The organism is Nonomuraea sp. NPDC001699 (genome assembly GCF_053596455.1).
The window spans coordinates 169,807-187,887 of the sequence record NZ_JBSFGF010000020.1 but is presented as its reverse complement, the minus strand read 5'-3'; the positions used below and the strand labels follow the sequence as shown (position 1 = coordinate 187,887).

The 18,081-nt window shown below is 69.3% G+C and carries 17 protein-coding genes and 2 tRNA genes; 7 read left to right on the top strand and 12 right to left on the bottom strand.

Annotated features, from left to right (window positions below):
* The first annotated feature begins 427 nt into the window (after nt 1-427).
* Nucleotides 428-844: a hypothetical protein gene (locus ACWCSU_RS40395; protein WP_449942017.1), complete on the top strand. Its 417-nt coding sequence runs from the start codon at nt 428-430 to the stop codon at nt 842-844.
* Between the two features lie 117 nt (nt 845-961).
* On the top strand, nt 962-1,156 hold the full coding sequence (locus ACWCSU_RS40390) for a hypothetical protein (RefSeq protein WP_364104446.1): 195 nt from the start codon (nt 962-964) through the stop codon (nt 1,154-1,156).
* Here ACWCSU_RS40390 and ACWCSU_RS40385 read toward each other — a convergent pair.
* The 4 genes from ACWCSU_RS40385 to ACWCSU_RS40370 form a co-directional block, all read right to left on the bottom strand.
* Nucleotides 1,144-1,815 carry a response regulator gene (locus tag ACWCSU_RS40385; RefSeq protein WP_357708280.1) on the bottom strand — a complete coding sequence of 224 codons (672 nt, stop codon included), beginning with the start codon at nt 1,813-1,815 and terminating at the stop codon, nt 1,144-1,146. The two genes, ACWCSU_RS40390 and ACWCSU_RS40385, sit on opposite strands and share 13 nt — an antisense overlap.
* A complete protein-coding gene (locus tag ACWCSU_RS40380) occupies nt 1,812-4,331 on the bottom strand; it encodes a DUF4118 domain-containing protein (protein ID WP_449942016.1) in 2,520 nt (839 codons plus the stop codon). The genes ACWCSU_RS40385 and ACWCSU_RS40380 overlap by 4 nt, the downstream gene beginning before the upstream one ends.
* A gap of 9 nt (nt 4,332-4,340) precedes the next feature.
* On the bottom strand, nt 4,341-4,808 hold the full coding sequence (locus ACWCSU_RS40375) for a group II truncated hemoglobin (protein WP_449942015.1): 468 nt from the start codon (nt 4,806-4,808) through the stop codon (nt 4,341-4,343).
* A 105-nt stretch (nt 4,809-4,913) separates the two neighbouring features.
* Nucleotides 4,914-4,990 (bottom strand) — tRNA-Met (locus tag ACWCSU_RS40370).
* A 148-nt stretch (nt 4,991-5,138) separates the two neighbouring features.
* Between ACWCSU_RS40370 and ACWCSU_RS40365 the strand changes: the two genes are divergently transcribed.
* On the top strand, nt 5,139-5,483 hold the full coding sequence (locus tag ACWCSU_RS40365; protein WP_449942014.1) for a hypothetical protein: 345 nt from the start codon (nt 5,139-5,141) through the stop codon (nt 5,481-5,483).
* Nucleotides 5,484-5,525: 42 nt separating this feature from the next.
* On the opposite strand, the gene ACWCSU_RS40360 is transcribed toward ACWCSU_RS40365, so the two are convergent.
* The 5 genes from ACWCSU_RS40360 to ACWCSU_RS40340 form a co-directional block, all read right to left on the bottom strand.
* Nucleotides 5,526-5,602, bottom strand: a tRNA-Met gene (locus ACWCSU_RS40360).
* A gap of 57 nt (nt 5,603-5,659) precedes the next feature.
* Entirely contained in the window at nt 5,660-8,590 is a 2,931-nt protein-coding gene (locus ACWCSU_RS40355; RefSeq protein WP_449942013.1) for a UPF0182 family membrane protein, read from the bottom strand.
* A gap of 165 nt (nt 8,591-8,755) precedes the next feature.
* Nucleotides 8,756-9,802, bottom strand: a complete 1,047-nt coding sequence (locus tag ACWCSU_RS40350) for a YlbL family protein (protein WP_357708287.1) — start codon at nt 9,800-9,802, stop codon at nt 8,756-8,758.
* A gap of 10 nt (nt 9,803-9,812) precedes the next feature.
* On the bottom strand, nt 9,813-10,238 hold the full coding sequence (locus ACWCSU_RS40345) for a molybdenum cofactor biosynthesis protein MoaE (protein WP_449942012.1): 426 nt from the start codon (nt 10,236-10,238) through the stop codon (nt 9,813-9,815).
* A 23-nt stretch (nt 10,239-10,261) separates the two neighbouring features.
* Nucleotides 10,262-11,335 (bottom strand): NAD-dependent epimerase/dehydratase family protein, encoded by a 1,074-nt coding sequence (locus tag ACWCSU_RS40340; protein ID WP_364104480.1) that lies wholly within the window; start codon nt 11,333-11,335, stop codon nt 10,262-10,264.
* Nucleotides 11,336-11,465: 130 nt separating this feature from the next.
* On the opposite strand from ACWCSU_RS40340, the gene ACWCSU_RS40335 reads away from it, so the two are divergent.
* From ACWCSU_RS40335 to ACWCSU_RS40325, 3 genes are read left to right on the top strand one after another with little or no spacing between them, the layout of a single operon-like run.
* The gene (locus tag ACWCSU_RS40335) at nt 11,466-12,695 is read left to right on the top strand and encodes a zinc-dependent metalloprotease (RefSeq protein ID WP_397038658.1); all 1,230 of its coding nucleotides are present in this window, start codon (nt 11,466-11,468) and stop codon (nt 12,693-12,695) included.
* Nucleotides 12,692-13,252 carry an NUDIX hydrolase gene (locus ACWCSU_RS40330; protein WP_449942011.1) on the top strand — a complete coding sequence of 187 codons (561 nt, stop codon included), beginning with the start codon at nt 12,692-12,694 and terminating at the stop codon, nt 13,250-13,252. Before ACWCSU_RS40335 ends, ACWCSU_RS40330 begins: the two co-directional genes overlap by 4 nt.
* Before the next feature lie 30 nt (nt 13,253-13,282).
* Complete coding sequence (locus tag ACWCSU_RS40325) at nt 13,283-14,269, top strand: endonuclease/exonuclease/phosphatase family protein (RefSeq protein ID WP_357708291.1); 987 nt, start codon at nt 13,283-13,285, stop codon at nt 14,267-14,269.
* Between the two features lie 7 nt (nt 14,270-14,276).
* On the opposite strand, the gene ACWCSU_RS40320 is transcribed toward ACWCSU_RS40325, so the two are convergent.
* From ACWCSU_RS40320 to ACWCSU_RS40310, 3 genes are all read right to left on the bottom strand, one after another.
* Nucleotides 14,277-14,861 (bottom strand): DUF2064 domain-containing protein, encoded by a 585-nt coding sequence (locus tag ACWCSU_RS40320; protein WP_449942010.1) that lies wholly within the window; start codon nt 14,859-14,861, stop codon nt 14,277-14,279.
* On the bottom strand, nt 14,858-15,373 hold the full coding sequence (locus ACWCSU_RS40315; RefSeq protein WP_357708293.1) for a M48 metallopeptidase family protein: 516 nt from the start codon (nt 15,371-15,373) through the stop codon (nt 14,858-14,860). The genes ACWCSU_RS40320 and ACWCSU_RS40315 overlap by 4 nt, the downstream gene beginning before the upstream one ends.
* A 67-nt stretch (nt 15,374-15,440) precedes the next feature.
* Nucleotides 15,441-16,223 (bottom strand): enoyl-CoA hydratase/isomerase family protein, encoded by a 783-nt coding sequence (locus ACWCSU_RS40310; protein WP_357708295.1) that lies wholly within the window; start codon nt 16,221-16,223, stop codon nt 15,441-15,443.
* Between the two features lie 375 nt (nt 16,224-16,598).
* Here ACWCSU_RS40310 and ACWCSU_RS40305 point away from each other — a divergent pair, with 375 nt between their 5' ends.
* A complete protein-coding gene (locus ACWCSU_RS40305) occupies nt 16,599-18,053 on the top strand; it encodes a ThiF family adenylyltransferase (RefSeq protein ID WP_449942009.1) in 1,455 nt (484 codons plus the stop codon).
* Nucleotides 18,054-18,081: the final 28 nt, after the last annotated feature.

Below are 18,081 nucleotides of genomic sequence, written 5' to 3'. Positions count from 1 at the left end.
TTCTTTCGTTGTGTCTTAATTCTTTCAGCCGTTCAAGTCTCTGTCAAATTGACCGGACTTGCTCGACCTGCGGTAATTAAGTCGCGCCCCGTTTCTGGGACAACCCCTCTAACTTACCAGCTCATTCAGACCGCTCTGAACCGTCTTGAATGAACCAGAGGAAGTGGGTTTTGCCGGGCTTCTCTTGAGGCTCTTGCGAGCCCCTCGGCCGCCCTGCGCGAAGCAACTCTAGCAGTCTCCCGCGCCTACTTCGCGCCACACAGGTAATCGTAGGGTCCTTCCCTGGCCACAAGATCGTCAAACCTAGGTCATCCCGGGGCATGTCCGCCCGTACGACACCCGGAGTCAAGCCGTCAGCAAGTCATCCGCAATCGCCCCTCGGTACGAAGGTATCCACGAGCAGACTGCGCTCTCGGAGGTGCCCGCCATGACCCGCTCGGAGTTCGACGACATCCGTGCCTTCCTCGCCGACCCGGCGACTCATGCGGGAGACCTCCTGCGGATCGCCCGAACCCTGATCGAAGACCTCGAACACGCACGTGTGCGCGAGGCCGTCCTGCGTACCCACTACCTGCGGCTGCTCACGGCGGCGCAGGCGACGGTGGCGGCCGACATGGTCGGCGCGCCCGACCCGCTCGCCTTCCTCACCCGCGAGCTGGCCGTCCGCGGCCAGCTGCCCGCGGACGAGGAGGACGTTCAGCGCATCCTGGCCGACGCGCGTACGGCCGAGGCGCTGCTCGCCTGCCTGCAGGAGGAGCAGCAGCCGCAACAGCCGCCGGTCGTGCAGGTGCGCGGGATGCGACTGCGGCGGTGTGTCGGGGCGCACCGGACGCTCCCCCGCTGAGCCGGCGGTCCCCCACAACCAATCATTCTGGGCTGTTCCACCCGGTACGGCAGGCTTCGACCGGATGAGGACTGTGGCCATACCCGGCCTTGGCTACCCGGCTGTAACACTGCACTTATGTGGCAACGGGGGCTGAACTGGTCGGCAATCATCCTGGTCGGGATATTTGGTCTGATGTGGATCGGTGTTGTGATCTATGCAGATCAGACGTCTTCGGTGTGGGTGCGTGCCGCTCAGGTGCTGTTCGGGATCCTGTTGTTCGGGTGGGCTGTGCTCAAGGCGATCGTCATGGTCAGGGATCAGGAGGGCTGAAACCGGTACCCCATGCCGGGTTCGGTCAGCAGGTGCACCGGGTGGGCGGGGTCGCGTTCGAGCTTGCGGCGCAGTTGGGCCATGTACTGACGCAGGTAGTGCGTCTCCTTCAGGTAGTTGGCGCCCCACACCTCGGTCAGCAGCTGCCGCTGGCTGATCAGTTTGCCGGGATTGCGGAGCAGGATCTCCAGGAAGTGCCACTCCGTCGGAGTCAGCCGTACGCCGCCTGAGATCGTCTTGTCGGCGAGGTCGATCACGTGGTCGCCTAGCCGCACCGTCGCGGGTTCCTCTTCGTGCTGGTTCGTGCGGCGGGTCACCGCGCGGATGCGGGCCAGCAGCTCGTCGATGCCGAACGGCTTGGTGACGTAGTCGTCGGCGCCGGCGTCGAGTGCGTCCACCTTGTCCGTGCTGTCGGTACGTCCCGACAACACGATGATCGGGACCTTGGTCCAGCCCCGCAGCCCCTCGATGACCTCGACCCCGTCGAGGTCGGGCAGTCCGAGGTCGAGGACGACCAGGTCGGGATGCCAGTCGGCGGCCTGGCGCAGCGCCGACGCGCCGTCGGGGGCGACCGCGACCTCATAGTGCCTGGCCGCCAGGTTGATGCGCAGGGCACGCAGGATCTGGGGCTCATCATCGACGACGAGCACACGGGTCACGGGGCCCTCCTCAGTGAGACGGTCATGGTGAGCCCTCCTCCGGGGGTGTCCTCAAGGAGGAGCGTGCCGCCCATCGCCTCGGTGAGGCCGCGCGAGAGTGCGAGACCGAGGCCCACGCCGGTGTGGTTGTCGCGGTCGCCGAGTCGTTGGAAGGGCAGGAACACCCTTTCATGTGCTTCTGGAGGGATTCCTGGCCCCCTGTCGATGATGCGCATCTCGACGTGTTCGCCGTGCCAGCTCGCGGTGACGAGCACGGGCTCGCCTTCGGGGCTGTAGCGGACGGCGTTGGCCATCAGGTTGACCAGGACGCGTTCGAGCAGGGCCGGGTCGGCCTGGAACTCCGGCAGGTCGACCGGAAGGTCCCCTTTGACGCGGTCGCGCAGCGGGCCGAGGTCGTCGATGGCGCGAGGCAGCACGTCCTCGACGGCGACGGGTCGCAGGGTGACGCCCAGGACGCCGGCCTGGAGGCGGCTCATGTCGAGCAGGTTCGAGACGAGCCGGTTCAGTTTGATCAGGGACTCGTGGGCGGTGGCCAGCAGTTCGGCGCGGTCTTCGTCGGACCAGGCGATGTCGGTGTTGCGCAGGCTCTCCACGGAGGCCATGGCGGAGGCGAGCGGGGTGCGCAGGTCGTGGCCGACGGCGGCGAGCAGCGCGGTGCGCATGCGGTCGGCCTCGGCCAGCGGTTCGGCGCGCTCGGCCGCCTCGCGCAGCCGTTCCTGGCGCAGGGCGACGGCGGCCTCGGCGGCGAACGCCTCCAGGACGCGGCGGTCGCTGGCGTCGAGCAGCCGGCCGCGGGTCGCGAGCACCAGCCGGTCGTCGATGGTGACGACGCCGCGCCCGCCGTCCGCAGCAGTGGCGGGCGGGGCGGTGATCGGGGGGCCGCCGGACGTGGCGACGATGCGCCAGTCCCCCGGCGGGTCGTCCCGTTCGAGCAGGGTGACCGCGGTCAGTCCGAACGTCTCGCGCAACCGTCCGAGCAACGAAGCGAGCGCCGACTCCCCGCGCAGGACGTGTCCGGCCAGCGTGGAGAGCACCTCGGCGTCCGCTCTCGAACGGACCGCCTCCCTGCGGCGCCGGGCGGCCACGTCCACGACGGTGCTGACCATGGCGGCGACCAGGACGAAGATGGCCAAGGAGAGCACGTTCTCCGGCTCGGAGATGGTCAGGGTGTGCACCGGCGGCGTGAAGAACCAGTTGAGCAGGCCGAACGCGAGCACCGCCGCCGTGAGCGCCGGCCACATCCCGCCCACCAGCGCGACGCCGACGACCAGCAGCAGGAAGAGCAGGATCTCGCTGGGCAGGCTCAGGTCCAGCGGCGCGATCACGCCGGTGAGCGACGGCATCGCGACCAGGGTCAGCGCCCAGCCGGACAACCTTCGCGTACGCGTCAACGCGCCCCTGGACGGCGGCCGGCCGGAGCCCTTCCTGACGGCTTCGTGCGGGACCATGTGCACGTCGATCGAGCCGGACAGCGTGGTCGTCGTCATGCCCACGCCTCGGGTGAACAGCTGCGCGAGCCGTCCCCGCCGGGAGGCGCCGAGGACGAGCTGCGAGGCGTTCACGCCGTCGGCGAACTCGATCAGCGCACGCGGGATGTCGTCGCCGACCACCTGGTGGTAGGTGCCGCCGAGGTCCTCGACGAGTTTGCGCTGGCGTACCAGGTTGGCGGGATCGCTCCCGGTGGACAGGGCGTCGGCCCGGGTGACGTGCACGGCGAGGAGGTCGGCGCCCTTGGTCCTGGCCGTGATGCGGGCGGCGCGGCGGACGAGGGTGTCGCCCTCGGGGCCGCCGGTGAGGGCGACGACCACGCGTTCGCGGGCCTCCCAGGTACCCGCGATGTCGTGGTCGGCCCGGTACGCGGTGAGTTGCCGGTCTACCCGGTCCGCCACCCAGAGCAGGGCGAGCTCCCGCAGGGCGGACAGGTTGCCGACGCGGAAGTAGTTGGCGAGGGCGGCGTCGACGCGTTCGGGCGGGTAGACGTTGCCGTGCGCGAGCCGTCGGCGCAGGGCCTCGGGTGACATGTCGACGAGTTCGAGCCGTTCGGCCCGCCGTACGAGGTCGTCGGGGACGGTCTCGCGCTGCGGCAGGCCGGTGATCTGCTCGACCACGTCGCGCAGGGACTCCAGGTGCTGGATGTTGAGCGTGGAGACGACGTCGATGCCGGCGTCCAGGATGTCCTGGACGTCCTGCCAGCGTTTGGCGTGTCGGGAGCCGGGCGCGTTGGTGTGGGCCAGCTCGTCGACCAGCACGACCTTGGGGCGGCGGGCGATGACCGCGTCGGCGTCGAGCTCGGTGAACGTGGCGCCGCGATGGGGAAGGGTGCGTCCCGGCACGATCTCCAGGCCGTCGAGCAGGCGGGCGACCTGGTCGCGGCCGTGGGTCTCGACATGGCCCACGACCACGTCACGGCCGCGCTCCTTGGCCCGTCGCGCCTCGCCGAGCATGGCGTACGTCTTGCCGACGCCGGGCGCCGCGCCCAGGTAGACCCGCAGCCGCCCGCGCGACGTGCTTCCCATTCCTCCAGGTTACGGCTGGTATGGCGGAGCGACTCCCCAGCCCCAGTGCGGCACCGGGGCTTTCGGTGGCGGGGTCGCGCCGGGCTGGGAGTTGTGCACGGCCAGCCGGGTGCCCCACTCGATGTAGCCGGCGAACGCTGCCCTGAACTCGGGGTCGTCGGGCAGGCCGACCTCGTCGGCGGCGTCCATGAGGAGGTTCACCCAGCGGCGGCGCTGCGGCTCGGTGATCGCCCGGCCCAGGTGGTGGGCAAGCATGTGGGAGTATCCGCCGCGTTCGTGGGTGTACCGGTCGGGGCCGCCGAAGACCTCGCTGAGCCACATGGCAACGTATTTGGGATGGTCGGCGTCCATGTGGGCGAACAGCGGACCGATGAGGTCGTCCTTCAGGACGGTCCGGTAGAACGTCACGGTCAGTCGTTCGAACGCCTCGGTTCCGCCCGCCCACTCGTAGATGGTCGGAACGTCTTTTTCCGTCATGTAATCATGTAATCAGGACAGAGGTCGTACGACAAGCCTGGGCACGATCTAGGGCCGAAAACGACGAAGTCCCTGGTCGCCGTGTGGCGACCAGGGACTTCGGATTGGTAGCGGGGACAGGATTTGAACCTGCGACCTCTGGGTTATGAGCCCAGCGAGCTACCGAACTGCTCCACCCCGCGTCGGTGTGTTGTTTCAACTATACCGCCCTTTCGGAGTCCCTCGACCCGGTCGGCCTTGTCCGGGCGCGTCGGCGGCGTGATCATGGGCCTCATGCTGCTGAAACCTCTCCCGGCACGCCGCTCTCTTCCGCGTCGCAGGAGTCTCCTCGTGGCGGTGCCCGTGGCGGTGGCTCTGCTCGTCATGGTGCCGATGTGGGGCAACGACCTCCGCTTGGCGGACATGGAGAATCGGGTTCTCGCCCATCCGCTACCGCCTGGCACCTCCTTCAGCGCCTCCGGGGCGCAGGGGTCGGTGGGGGTGCAGGAGGGCAACGGTGACCACTGTGACTTCCTCGTCAGGTTCTCGTTGCTCACCAGCCTGCCCGAGGCCGAGCTCACGAGCTATTACGACAAGGCGGGCGGCCGGGTGTACTTCAGCGACGGCGATCCCGCGGCCGCCGTGGTCGAGTTCCTGGAGACGGACGACGCCGGATGGGATCTGCGGTGCCGGTGAAAAAGCAACGAGGCCCTGGCCGTCGGCCAGGACCTCGAATCTTGGTAGCGGGGGCAGGATTTGAACCTGCGACCTCTGGGTTATGAGCCCAGCGAGCTACCGAACTGCTCCACCCCGCGTCGTTGTCTTGCTTCTCAAGCCTATCGGCGACGCGGGGCGGGCGCAAACTGAATGGGCTAGGTCGTGCCTCCGGCCTGTGTGCCCGACGGTGTAGGCGTCGGCGTGGACGTTGCCGGCGGTGAGGCCGACGGGGAGGCCGACGGTGACGCCGAGGGAGAGGCCGACGGGGAGGCCGAGGGCGACGGGGTCGCCGCCGGCTGGACGTTGGCGCTCTCGATCTGCTTCAGCGCCTCCTCCAGCCGCTTCTGCGCCTTGCCGTACTCGTCCCAGTTCGGGGGGTTGGCCTGGAGGGCCTTCTGGGCGTCCTCGTAGGCCTTCTGGGCGTTGGAGATGGCGGTGTTCATCGCCGACGTGTTCGTCTGGTTGGGCGTGTTCTGCTGCGGCTGGGTGTTCTGCTGTTGCTGCTCGCCGCCGAACACCTGCTCCAGCGCCTGGTCGAGAGTGTCACCCGAGCCGACCTTGTTGCCGAACGCCACCAGCACCCGCCGCAGGATCGGGTACGGCTCCTGGCCGGTGCCCGCCTTGGTCTGCACGTAGACGGGCTCGATGTAGATCAGCCCGTTCGCGTACGGCAGGGTCAGCAGGTTGCCGTACCTGACGTTGGCCTGGCCGAGGCCGAGGGGGCCCAGCTCGCCCGAGAACTTGTTCTGGAAGTTGTTCTGGGCCTGACCGGGGCCGGGGACCGTGGTGTTGGACGGCATGCGCAGGATGCGCAGCTTGCCGTAGTCCTTGCCGACCGTGGAGCCCGCCGCCATGAACGCCGCCAGGTTGGGGCCTTCTCTGGGGACGAAGGTCGTGGTCAGCGAGAACGACGGCTCGGACTCGTCGGGCATCGTGGCCGTCAGGTAGTACGGCGGCTGCTTGACCGACTGGTTGCCCTGCGACGGGTCGCTGGGGATGTTCCAGAAGTCCTGGGCGCTGTAGAAGGCGGCCGCGTTGGTGACGTGGTAGCGCGACAGCATGTAGCGCTGGACCTTGAACAGGTCTTCCGGGTAGCGGACGTGCGCCTGGAGTTCGGGGCTCATCTGCGAGGCGGGCTTGATCGTGCCGGGGAAGGCGTTGGACCACGTCTTCAGCACCGGGTCGTTGCCGTCCCAGGCGTAGAGCGTGACCGTGCCGTCGTAGGCGTCGACCGTGGCCTTGACCGAGTTGCGGATGTAGTTGATCTCGTCCTGCGGCTGCTGGGCGACCACGCGACGGTCGGTGGCCAGGTCGCGGGTCATGTCGCCGAGGCTCTCGCTCTGCGAGTACGGGTACGCGTTGGACGTGGTGTACCCGTCGATGATCCAGGTGATCCGGCCGTCGACGATCGCCGGGTAGGCGTTCCCGTCGAGGGTCAGGAACGGCGCGACCTTCTCCACCCGCTCCCGCGGGTTGCGCACGTAGAGGATCTTGGAGTTCTCGTTGATGTCGCCCGACAGCAGGATGTTCATCTCGCCGTACTTGGCGGCGTAGACCAGCCGGCTGAGCGCCGAGCCGATCGGCACGCCGCCCTTGCCGGTGTAGGTCGTGTTCTGCTGGCCCGTCTGGCCGCCGGAGACCGGGTAGTCGAGCTCCTGTGGCTTGCTGGGGTTGCCGCCGGCGATGACGTACTCGGTGGAGCCGGGGTTCTCACCGAAGTAGACGCGCGACTCCTTGAGCCCGGTCGCGGCGGCGAGGTCGCCGGTGACCGGCATGTCCTTGCTGTCGTAGGCGGGCAGGCCGCCCGCGTCGACCTGGTTGCCCGGCGCGGAGACGAAGCCGTAGCCGTGGGTGTAGACCAGCGCGCGGTTGATCCAGTTGTTCTGGGGCGCGGGCGGGCCGAGCAGCTCGCGGACGCCGACCACGTGGTCGACCAGCTTGCCGTCCTTGCCCGGGTAGCGGTCGACGTCGAGCTGGTCGGGGAAGCCGTAGAAGCCGCGGATGCGCTGGGTCTGCTCGAACGTGGACGACACCAGCGCCGGGTCGAGCAGGCGTACGCCGGTCACCGACTCGTCGCCGCCGGCGCTGACCTTGGTCGGGTCGGCCTGGGCGTTGTAGTCGATCACTTCGGCGTTCTGCACGTCGTAGGCTGATCGGGTGGCTTGGATGTTCCGGTCGATGTAGAGGGCTTCCTTGCCCTGCTGGTTGGGCTTGACCTGGAACTGCTCGACCAGCGCCGGGTAGACGCCGCCGATCAGGATCGCCGAGAGCACGAGCAGGCCGAACGAGACGCCGGGCAGCATGCCGCCGGGGCGCACGACACCGGCGAAGAACAGCACGGCACAGATCAGCGCGATGATCGCGAGGATGTTCTTGGCCGGGAGCACCGCGTTGACGTCGGTGTAGGACGCGCCGTGCACGTAGCCCCGGTCGGAGAAGACCAGACCGAACCGGTCGATGTAGTAGGCGACGGCCTTGAGCAGGACGAACACGCCGAGCAGCACGGAAAGGTGGATCCGCGCGGCCTTGGAGGCGTGCACGCCCGGCGACTGCAGCCGGAAGCCGCCGTAGAGGTAGTGGGTGATCGTGGCCAGGACGATCGAGATGATCACGGCGGTGAACAGGAAGTTCAGCACCATCCTGATGAACGGGTAATCGAACATGAAGAAGGAGATGTCCATGCCGAACATCTCGTCCTTCTTGTCGAACGTGGCCCCGTTCACGAACTGCAGCCACGTCTTCCACTGCCCCGCGAACGAGGAGCCGGAGAAGAGCGCGAGCAGGCCCATGCCGACGATGAAGATCAGCTTGCGGTGGGGGTCGAGCGCCATGCGATAGCGGTCGGCTCCGCTGCCGCCGCCGAACACGGCGGGGCCGAACATCGGCCGGGTGCGGAAGGCCAGCAGCATGTTGCCGCCCACGATGCCGACCATGAGCACCGCTCCGACGAGGAACAGCACGATCTCGGTCAGCAGCACCCCGGAGAAGACCGACGTGTAGTTGGTCGCGTCAAACCACAGGTAGTCGGTATAAATCCCAGAAAAAAGAAAAAACAGGGCCACGATCGCGACCAGCGCGATGGCCACAGGCAGAAGCAGCCGCGGCCGGCGTGGCAAGCGCATCGCCCTGCCGGCCCCTGGGGTCCGGAAGCTCAAGGCCAACCCCTCGTCGTGATGAAGAAACGGTCCGTGTCTGGCAACTTACACCGCAGCGCCAGCCGTACGGCTAACGCACGGCGCTCGCCGGAAGTTTCATCCGGCCTCACAAGCGGGCACATTGCCCTTTCCGGTGCGCAGCGCGTCGAGCGCGAGCACCGCGTCGTGCAACGTGTCGGCCTTGACCAGGCGCAAGCCGTCGGGGACGGCCTTCATGGCCTCGGCGCAGTTGTCGGCGGGGGTGAGGAAGACGGTCGCGCCCGAGTCGCGGGCTCCCACCATCTTCTGGGCGATGCCGCCGATGGGCCCCACCTGGCCCTCGGTGTCGATGGTGCCGGTGCCGGCGATGCGCTTGCCCCCGGTGATCTCGCCCGGGGTCAGCTTGTCGAGTATGCCGAGCGAGAACATCAGCCCGGCGCTCGGCCCGCCGACGTCGCCCACGTTGATCTCGACGTCGAAGGGGAACTTGAACTTCTCCTGCATGAGCACGCCGACGAGGGGCTTGCCGTCCTTGCTGGCGATCGGCTGGAGGGAGACGTCGAGCTTCTGGCTGCCCCTGGTCACGTTGAAGGTCACGGTCTCGCCCGGCTTGTGGGCCTTGACGGTGTCCCCGACGAGCTGGGAGTCGGTGGCCGGCTTGCCGTCGACCGAGTTGATCTGGTCGCCCTTCTGCAGCTTGCCGTCGGCGGGCTTGCCCTTCTCGGTGGACAGGACCGTGACGACCCGCTCGTAGGGGATCTTGAGCTCGTTGAGCGCGGCGGCCTTGGCCGAGTCTTGGGAGTTGGTCATCTCGACCGCGTTCTCCTCGTCGACCTTCTTCGCGTCGCGGCCGGGCGGGAAGATGGTCTCCTGCGGGACCACCGCGACGGTCGGGTCGATCCAGCCGCGCAACGCGGTCAGCAGGTCGATCTGGGCGGCCGGGCCACCCTGGTAGGCCACCGTGACCAGGCTCAGCGCGCCGCTGGTCGGATAGGTCTGCCGGCCGCTGATCGAGATCACCGGCTTCTTGTCGATCTCGCCGATGGTGTTCTCGGTGGGGCCGGGGCTCAGCACGACGTACGGCACCGGCCGGAACGCGCCCACGACGCCCAGCGCGAGCACGAAGAAGCCCGCGAGCAGCAGGGTGAGGACGCGTCGTGACATGGTGATGAGCTTATTCGCAGGCGCCGACCCACTCGGTCTCGCCATCGGCGAACACCTGATGTTTCCAGATGGGGACCTCTGACTTGAGGTCGTCGATGAGCCTGCGCGAGGCCTTGAACGCCTCGTCGCGGTGTGGCGAGGCCACGGCGACGATCACCGCCGTGTCGCCGAGCCCCAGGTCGCCGACCCGGTGGACGGCGGCGATCGCGGTGACGGGGAAGTCGGCCGCGACCTTCTCGGCGACCCGGCGCAGCTCGTCGGGCGCCGAGGGGTGGGCCGAGTAGGAGAGCCGGGTCACGGGCTTGCCATGGTCCCGTTCGCGCACCGTGCCGATGAAGATCGCGGTGCCGCCCGCCGCGTGGTCTTCCACCGCGGCCAGCACCTCGCCCACGGACAACGGGGTGTCACGAATGCCGAGCAACCGGATGACGTCCACGGAAAGAGCCTAACCTCACGCTCCTACTGGCGACGCTTTTTGCGCACCTGTCGGACGATCGCCGCGGTGCCGATGACGGCGACCGTGGCGCCGGCCGCGGTGAGCGTGGCCTCCTTGACCGGCAGCCGCCTGCCGACCACGGTGGTCCTGTTCTCGCGGAGTTCGAGGAGCTGCCGGAAGGCGGCGTCGTTGGTCCACGTGGGTTTCCAGCCCGCCTCGCGCAGCGCCGAGCAGTCGACGACCCACGGATAGACGACGTAGTGCAGGTCGGTGGCGGGGGCCGGGGTGATGCCGAGCCGGTGCAGGCGCTGCGCGGTGCCGAACGTGAGCCCGGCCGGCAGCTCGAACCGCCGGATTCCGGACAGCTCCTCGACCTGCTCCTGCTCCAGCCAGCCGTCGGAGCCCACGGCCACCACACCGGTGACGACCCCCTTGGCGGCCAGTTCCAGCGCCGAGATCAGGTCGTCGATGTGGCAGAACTGCCAATGCGGGTTGCAGCCCTTGACCGTGAGCAGCCTCGGCGACTCGAAGTGCCGGGTGATGACCGTGTCGACACCCGGGCCGACGACCGCCGCCGGGCGCAGCACGGTGACGTCCAGGCCCGGGTGGCTGCGCAGCGACCTGCGGACCAGCGACTCGATCTCCAGGTAGTCGCCCACGACGCCGGTGTCGGGCTCGGCGGCCACCGGGGAGTCCTCCGGCAGGGGGACCTCGTTGTCGGGCGCGGCGCCGTAGACCATGGCACTGGTGACCAGGATCACCCGCCGCACGCGGGCGGCGGCGCAGGCGGTGAGCACCGTTTGCGCCGCTCTGAGGTTGTACGCGCGCCGCGCCCCGGGCTCGGAGTCGACGGCGTAGTCACCGGCCAGATGGACCAGGACGTCGATGTCGGAGATCCGGTTCGCCAAGAGCGGATCCCGTACGTCGATCACTCTCCACGTGGCTTCCTGAACGTCGCCGCGCTCCTCGTCGATGGCCACCACTCTGCGGAAATCCGCGGAGGATACGAGCCTCACGAGCAACTCGCGGCCGATGCCGGAGGCCGCGCCGGTGACGGCGACGACGGGTTGGCGCGGGCGTTTCGAGGTAGGCACCAGGTCCTCACTTTGCACTGATCCGCCGTAGGACGACTAACGTGGCGGATGTGGACTCCTCCATCCTGCACGAGGTAGAGCGGTGACTGACCTGCCAGGTCGCGAAAACGACCCTAACGAGAACCCGTTCGCCATGTTCGGCAACCCTGAGCAAATGGCTCAGGCGATGCGCCAGTTCGCCGACATGTTGTCGGCGCCTCAGGGTTCAGGCCCTGTCAACTGGGACATGGCCAAGAACATCGCACGACACGCCGTGGTCGCCCAAGGCGATCCGAGCGTCATGGAAGGCGAGCGCCGCCAGATCGTGGAGGCGCTGAGCCTGGCCGACCTGTGGCTGAACGAGGCGACGACACTGCCGAGCGGCGTGTCCAACCCGCAGGCCTGGAGCCGGTCCGAGTGGATCGAGAACACGGTCCCGGTCTGGCGGAAGCTTTGCGAGCCCGTTGCCGAACGCATGGTCGAGACCATGGGCGGCGCGCTCGGCGGCTCCGGGCTGCCGCCCGAGGCCCAGCAGATGGCCGGGCCGCTGATGGGCATGCTCAAGCAGATGGGCGGCATGATGGTCGGTCAGCAGATCGGCCAGGCGCTCGGCTCGCTGGCGCGCGAGGTCATCGGCACGACCGACATCGGCCTGCCGCTGTCCGGCACGGCGGCGCTGCTGCCCGGCGGCATCGCCTCCTTCAGCGAGGGCCTTGAGATCCCCGCCGACGAGATCAGGCTCTATCTGGCGTTGCGCGAGGCCGCGCATCACCGGCTGTTCCAGCACGTCCCGTGGCTGCGCTCGCACCTGCTCGGGGCCGTCGAGGAATACGCCAAGGGCATCACCGTGGACACCTCCGCGCTGGAGGAGCAGATCCGCGGGCTCGACATCAACAATCCCGAGGCGATCCAGGAGGCGCTGAGCGGCGGCGGCCTGCTCAAGCCCGAGGAGACCGAGCGGCAGAAGGCCGCCCTGGCCCGTCTGGAGACGATGCTCGCCCTGGTCGAGGGGTGGGTGGCCACGGTGGTCGACCGCGCCGCCGACGGCAAGCTGCCCTCGGCCGTCGCGCTGGCCGAGACCGTACGCAGGCGCCGGGCGACCGGCGGGCCCGCGGAGCTGACGTTCGGCACACTGGTCGGGCTGGAGCTGCGGCCCCGGCGGTTGCGCGAGGCGGCGGCGCTGTGGCGCGCGCTGGAGACCGAGCGCGGCGTCGACGGCCGCGACGCCCTGTGGGGCCACCCCGACCTCATGCCGACGGCCGAGGACCTCGACGACCCCGACGCGTTCGTCCGCGGCGAGGCGGCCTGGGACATCTCCCAGCTGGAGGCCAAGCCCGACAACGAGAACGGCGGCGAGGACGGCGACCAGGACGGCGGCCGGTGACCCTGCACGACGACGCGGTGGCGGTGCTGTCCTCGTGGACCGCGCCGACCTCCGGGGAGGAGGCGCTGCGCGCCGAGTTCCTCGGCCATCTGCGGACGTACGACGACGCCATGTGGCGCGCGTGCGCGCCCGGCCACCTGACGGCCACGACCGCCGTGCTCAGTCACGACGGCGCCCAGGTGCTGCTCACGCTGCACCCGAAGGCCGGGCGCTGGCTGCCCATGGGCGGCCATTGCGAGGACTTCGACGCCACGCTTGAGGCGGTGGCGCTGCGCGAGGCCACCGAAGAATCGGGAATCTCCGGACTTGAGCTGCTGCCCGGGCCGCTGGCCGTGGACAAGCACGAGGTCTGGTGCCACCCGCCGCGCAGCTGGCACCTCGACGTCGAGTACGCGGCCGTGGCCCCTCCCGGCGCCGAGGCCGTCATGAGCGACGAATCGCTCGACCTGCGCTGGTTCCCCGTCGACGAGATCCCCGAACCGACCGACGAGGCCACGCGCCGGCTGGCCGCACGCGGACGCACCGCTCTCGGCTCGCGCTCCCGTTCGCTGGGCTAGAGTCCTTCGCATCGTTCCAAGGGGGGCCGCGTGGAGACTTCCGCCGTTGGCGGCACGATCGTGACGCCTGGCCGCAAGCCGCGCAAGCTGCCCGGCAACGTCCTGACCTGGCTGGCCGTGACACCCTTCGCGGCCTGGGCCGTGGCCCGGGTGGCCGGGCTGGAACGAGGTTCGCTGCCCACGCAGCTCATGACCGCGACGCCGTACGCGGCGGCCGGGTCCCTGGTCCCCCTCCTGATCGCCGCTGTCGGGCGCAAGCGGGCCGCGACGGCCGTCGCGCTGCTCACCACGACCGCGCTCGGGTTCAGCGTCCTGCCCCGCGCGCTGGGCACGGCCGAGGCCACGACCGGCAGGCCGTTCAAGGTCATGACCATCAACATGCTGTTCGGCAGGGCCGACGCGCAGGTGATCGTGAATCTGGTCCGCGAGTTCCGGCCCGACGTGCTGAGCACGCAGGAGCTGACGCCGGCCGCCGTGGCCGACATGGACGCGGCGGGCCTTAAGGAACTCATGCCTCACCGCGTACTTGAGGACGAATGGGACGCCGGCGGAAGCGGCCTCTACTCCAGGCATCCGCTCCAGCCGCTCCCGGACCTGGTCCCACCCGTGGGGCACAAGATGCCCGCCGCCATGGTGTCGCTGCCGGGCGGGAAACCGATCGAGTTCGTGGACGTCCACCCCTACCCGCCGCTCGGCCCCAACGTGGTCAACTGGAACGAGGCGCTCTCCAAGCTGCCTTCCGCCAGCCGCGAAACCGTGCGGATCCTCGCCGGCGACTTCAACGCCTCGCTCGATCACGCCTCACTGCGCAGGCTGCTGGCCCGGGGGTACAAGGACGCGGCCGATCAGGTGGGCGCGGGGCTGATCCCCACGTGGCCGGCCAACAAGCGGGTGCCGCCGATCATCACCATCGACCACGTGCTGGTGGACGAGCGGGTGGGGGTCAGGGAGGTCAGCGTGCGCGACGTGCCGGGCACCGATCACCGGGCCGTGCTGGCCGAGCTCACCGTGCCCTGAGGCGTGGTCAGCGGCTCGTGATCAGGGCGCGGGTGTTGTCCCAGCCTTCGAGACCGGGGTCGAGGCGTTCGACGTCGTCGAGGGTGCGCAGCCGATGCCAGCCCGAGATGGTGGCGACCCTGCGCGGGCCCGGCGCCTGGGCGCGGACGGTGGCGACGACGTCGGGATCGTCGAGGTCGGGATCGGCCCAGCCGGGAAGCGGGAGCGAGCAGGCCAGCGCCACCGCGCCGCCGCCCGCCGCCGGGCAGACCGTGATCTCGGCCCGGCCCAGTTCCCTGAACAGCTTGCCGACCAGCAGCGAAGGCAGGTCGGGCGCGTCGGCGTTGATCACGGCGGCCTGGTCGCCGGACAGCCGGCCGAGGACCGCGCGCAGCGGCTCGTCCTCCGCGATCGTGACGATCTCCGTGCCGGGCCAGACGAGGTCGTCGAGGCCGGGGACTGCGGTGATCAGGACCGGGGTCACGAACTCCAGGCCGGCGACCATCTCGTAGGTGTCCTCGGCCACGGCCTCCAGGAACTGCCGTGGATCGACGCCGGGGGGCGCCGCTTCGGCCATGTGGCCGCGTACCAGGACGGCGACGATGCGCGTCAACACTCCTCCGGTGCCGTGGGGGCCGCCGCGGAGAATCCTTCGAGGAAGCCGCGTGCCCGCTCCGCCTTCGGATACTGTTCTACCAGCGCCCAGAACCTGGGGCCATGGCTCGGCACGATCAGGTGCGCGAGCTCGTGGATGATGACGTAGTTGATGACCCACTCGGGCAGGCCCTTGAGCCGGGTCGAGATCCTGATCGTCCCGTTCTCCGGGGTGCAGGAGCCCCAGCGGTGCTGCTGGTTGTCGACCCATCGGACGCTCACGGGGTCGGGCCGGCCGTCGAGGTACTTCACCGACAGTTCCCTCGCCCGTTCGAGCAGGGCCTCGTCGGTCGGCCTTCTTCGTTCTTCCTTGGCGGCCAGCCGGTCGAGCATCCGGCTCACCCATTCATCCGCGTCTTCGCCGCTCAGCCAGGCTGGCAGGAGCACGATCGTCTTGTCGCCGTCGCGGTAGGCGGAGACCGTACGCCGGCGACGAGAACTGCGACGGACCTCGACTGTCTCGGGGGGCACATAAGCACGTTAGCCGAGACTGACGAAATTCCACAGAGGGTGGACGTTGTTTCTGCTGGTCAGATGATTAAGAGCCGGTGAATTTGGGCATGCGCCTTTCCCGATGCGCCGACAGGCCCTCCAGCAGGTCCGATGATGCCATGGTCACGGGCTGGGCCAAGGATTCCCACCTCAGAGCGGCTTCCAGGTCTTGATGGTCTTGGTTCAGCGCGACCTTTGTGAGGCGGGTGGCAACTGGAGCCATCTCTGCGATCTTCTTGGCGATGACCGAAACCTCGTCGAGAAGGTCATTCTTCGGGAAAGATTGATTTACCAAGCCTTTATCTGCCGCTTCCGTACCCGTAAGCGCGCGGCCGGTCAGGAGCATCTCCCGGGCCAGTCCGGCGCCGCCTCTTCTGGGCAGCAGATAGGTGGCGGCCATACCCGGATGCAGGCCGAGCCGGGTGAAGGGGGCCAGCAGTTTCGCGTCGTCGGCGGCGTAGACGAGGTCGCAGGCCAGGGCCACGCACAGGCCCGCGCCGACGGCCGGGCCGTTGACGGCGGCGACGGTCGGGACCTCCAGACCGGCGATCATGAGCCAGGTGCGGTAGAAGGCCAGCATGCGGTCGCGCAGCGGCGGCACGGCCTCGGCGCCCCGCTCGCCGATCCATGACAGATCGCCGCCGGAGGAGAACGCGCTGCCCGCGCCGGTGACGACGACACAGCGCAGGTCACGGTCGGCGGCCAGGGTGGTCATGGTTTCGCGCCATTCGGCCGTCATGGTGTCGGTCATGGCGTTGCGCAGGTCTGGGCGGTTGAGGGTGAGGAAGACGACTCCGTCGTCTTGGCGGTCGACCAAGAGCTCGCTCATGCGGCGAAGCGTAACGCCCTGCGGCGGCCGGATGCGGTTCGCGGCCGCCGCAGGGCGTTGGATACGCTCCCTGGCCACCCCGGGGCGTTGGATGCGGAGCTCGGCCGTCGCAGGGCATTGGATCCGGTCCCCAGCAACATCGGATGCGGTCCCTGGTCACCGCTGGGCATTGGATCCAGTCCCCCGGCGCCGCAGGGCGTTGGATGCGGAGCCCGGCCGTCGGCGGCCGGGTGCGGTTTCGGGCGAGCGCTGCGTTCTACGGGGTGGCGGGTTTTCCACAGGGCAGGCGGCGCGGTCGGAGATTGTCCACAGGCGGCGCGGAAGCCGCTCGGGATCTTGGTCGGACGTGCGAACCTTCCGGCCATGAGGCCACGTGTGAAGCCGGCCCTCCGGCGCATCCTCCGCGACGAGCACACCTTGCAGTACGGCGTGCATCCCCTCCGGGCCATCACGCTGACCGGCCTGACGAGATCGGTGCGTCAGTGGATCGAGGGGCTCGACGGCACCCGCGACCTGCGGCGGGTGCTGCGCGACGCGGCGGCGGCCGGTCTCGACGAGCCGTGTGCTCAGGCGTTGCTCGACTACCTTGCCACGCGGGGCGCCCTTCACGACGCCGGTCCGTTCCCTGAGCCGCTGCGGGAGCTCTCCCTCGCCGAGAGAGATCGGCTGAAACCGGACCTCGACGCGCTCGACCTCGCCTCCAACGGCCCCGAGGGCGGCGTCGAGCTGCTGCGACGCCGCCGGGAGGCCAAGGTCCGGGTCTACGGGGCCGGGCGCGTGGGGGCGCAGATCGTTGCCCTGCTGGCGGCGGGTGGGGTGGGCGACATCCGGGTGATCGATCCCGGGCCGGTCCGTCCGGGTGACATCACGCCGGGGGGCCTGACGTGGGCCGAGGTAGGGCTGTCACGGGAGGAGGGCGCGGCGGCGGTCGCCAGACGGCTCCTCGCTCCCCCGCCGAAGAACGCCGCTGCCACTGCCGCTCCCTCTCCCGGTCCCGCTCCCGGTCCCGGGGCCGGGTCTGGGGCCGGGGGCGGGGGCCGGGCACGAAGTCGCACCTCGTCCTCACAGCCAACGGTTCGGAGCGCGGCGCCGTCCGGTGGGGGCCGACCTGTGCGCAAGGTTCCTGCGCCGTCCGGGGGCGTCGGCGGCCAGCCCAGGCGGCCGGGTGTCGCGGCGGCCGGCACTGCCGCTGCTCGGCCGACGCGCTCGGACGGCGCGTCGCCTCGTACCGGCGGCGCGCGTGTCTCCCCTGCTGGGCCGCCCTCCTCGCCGGGGGTGGAGGAGCGAGGCGTGCCTGAGGTGGGTCAGGATGTCGTCCCGTCCTCGAACGTCCTGGCCGGCGCTCCTCATCTGGGGGACGGGACCGCGCGTCCCGATCTCGTCGTCCTGGCGCCCGTCGGGCCTCTTGACGGGGTGCTGGTCAACGAGCTGGCCGACTTCGGCATCCCGCATCTGCTGGCTTCGGCCTTCGAGGGGCACGGGTCCGTCGGCCCGCTGGTGCTTCCGGGGGAGACGACGTGCCTGCACTGTCTCGACCTGACGCGCCGGGATCACGACCCCGCCTGGCCGATCGTCACCGCCCGGCTGGGGGGCTATCCGCCCGGAGAGATCGCCTGCGACACGACTCTCGCCACGCTCGTCGCGGCCGCGGCGACCGGCCATGCGCTTGCTCATCTCGAAGGCCGCGCGTCCTCTGTGACGAACGGCACAATGGACGTAATGCCTGATTGGTGCTGGAAAACGCGGTCGTGGAGCAGTCATCCGCAATGTCGTTGTATGCGAAACAATCCTTATTCGCTAACAATGGACATGTCACCTACCAGCGACTGACGTGCTCAGGGGACGACCACGAAGGGGG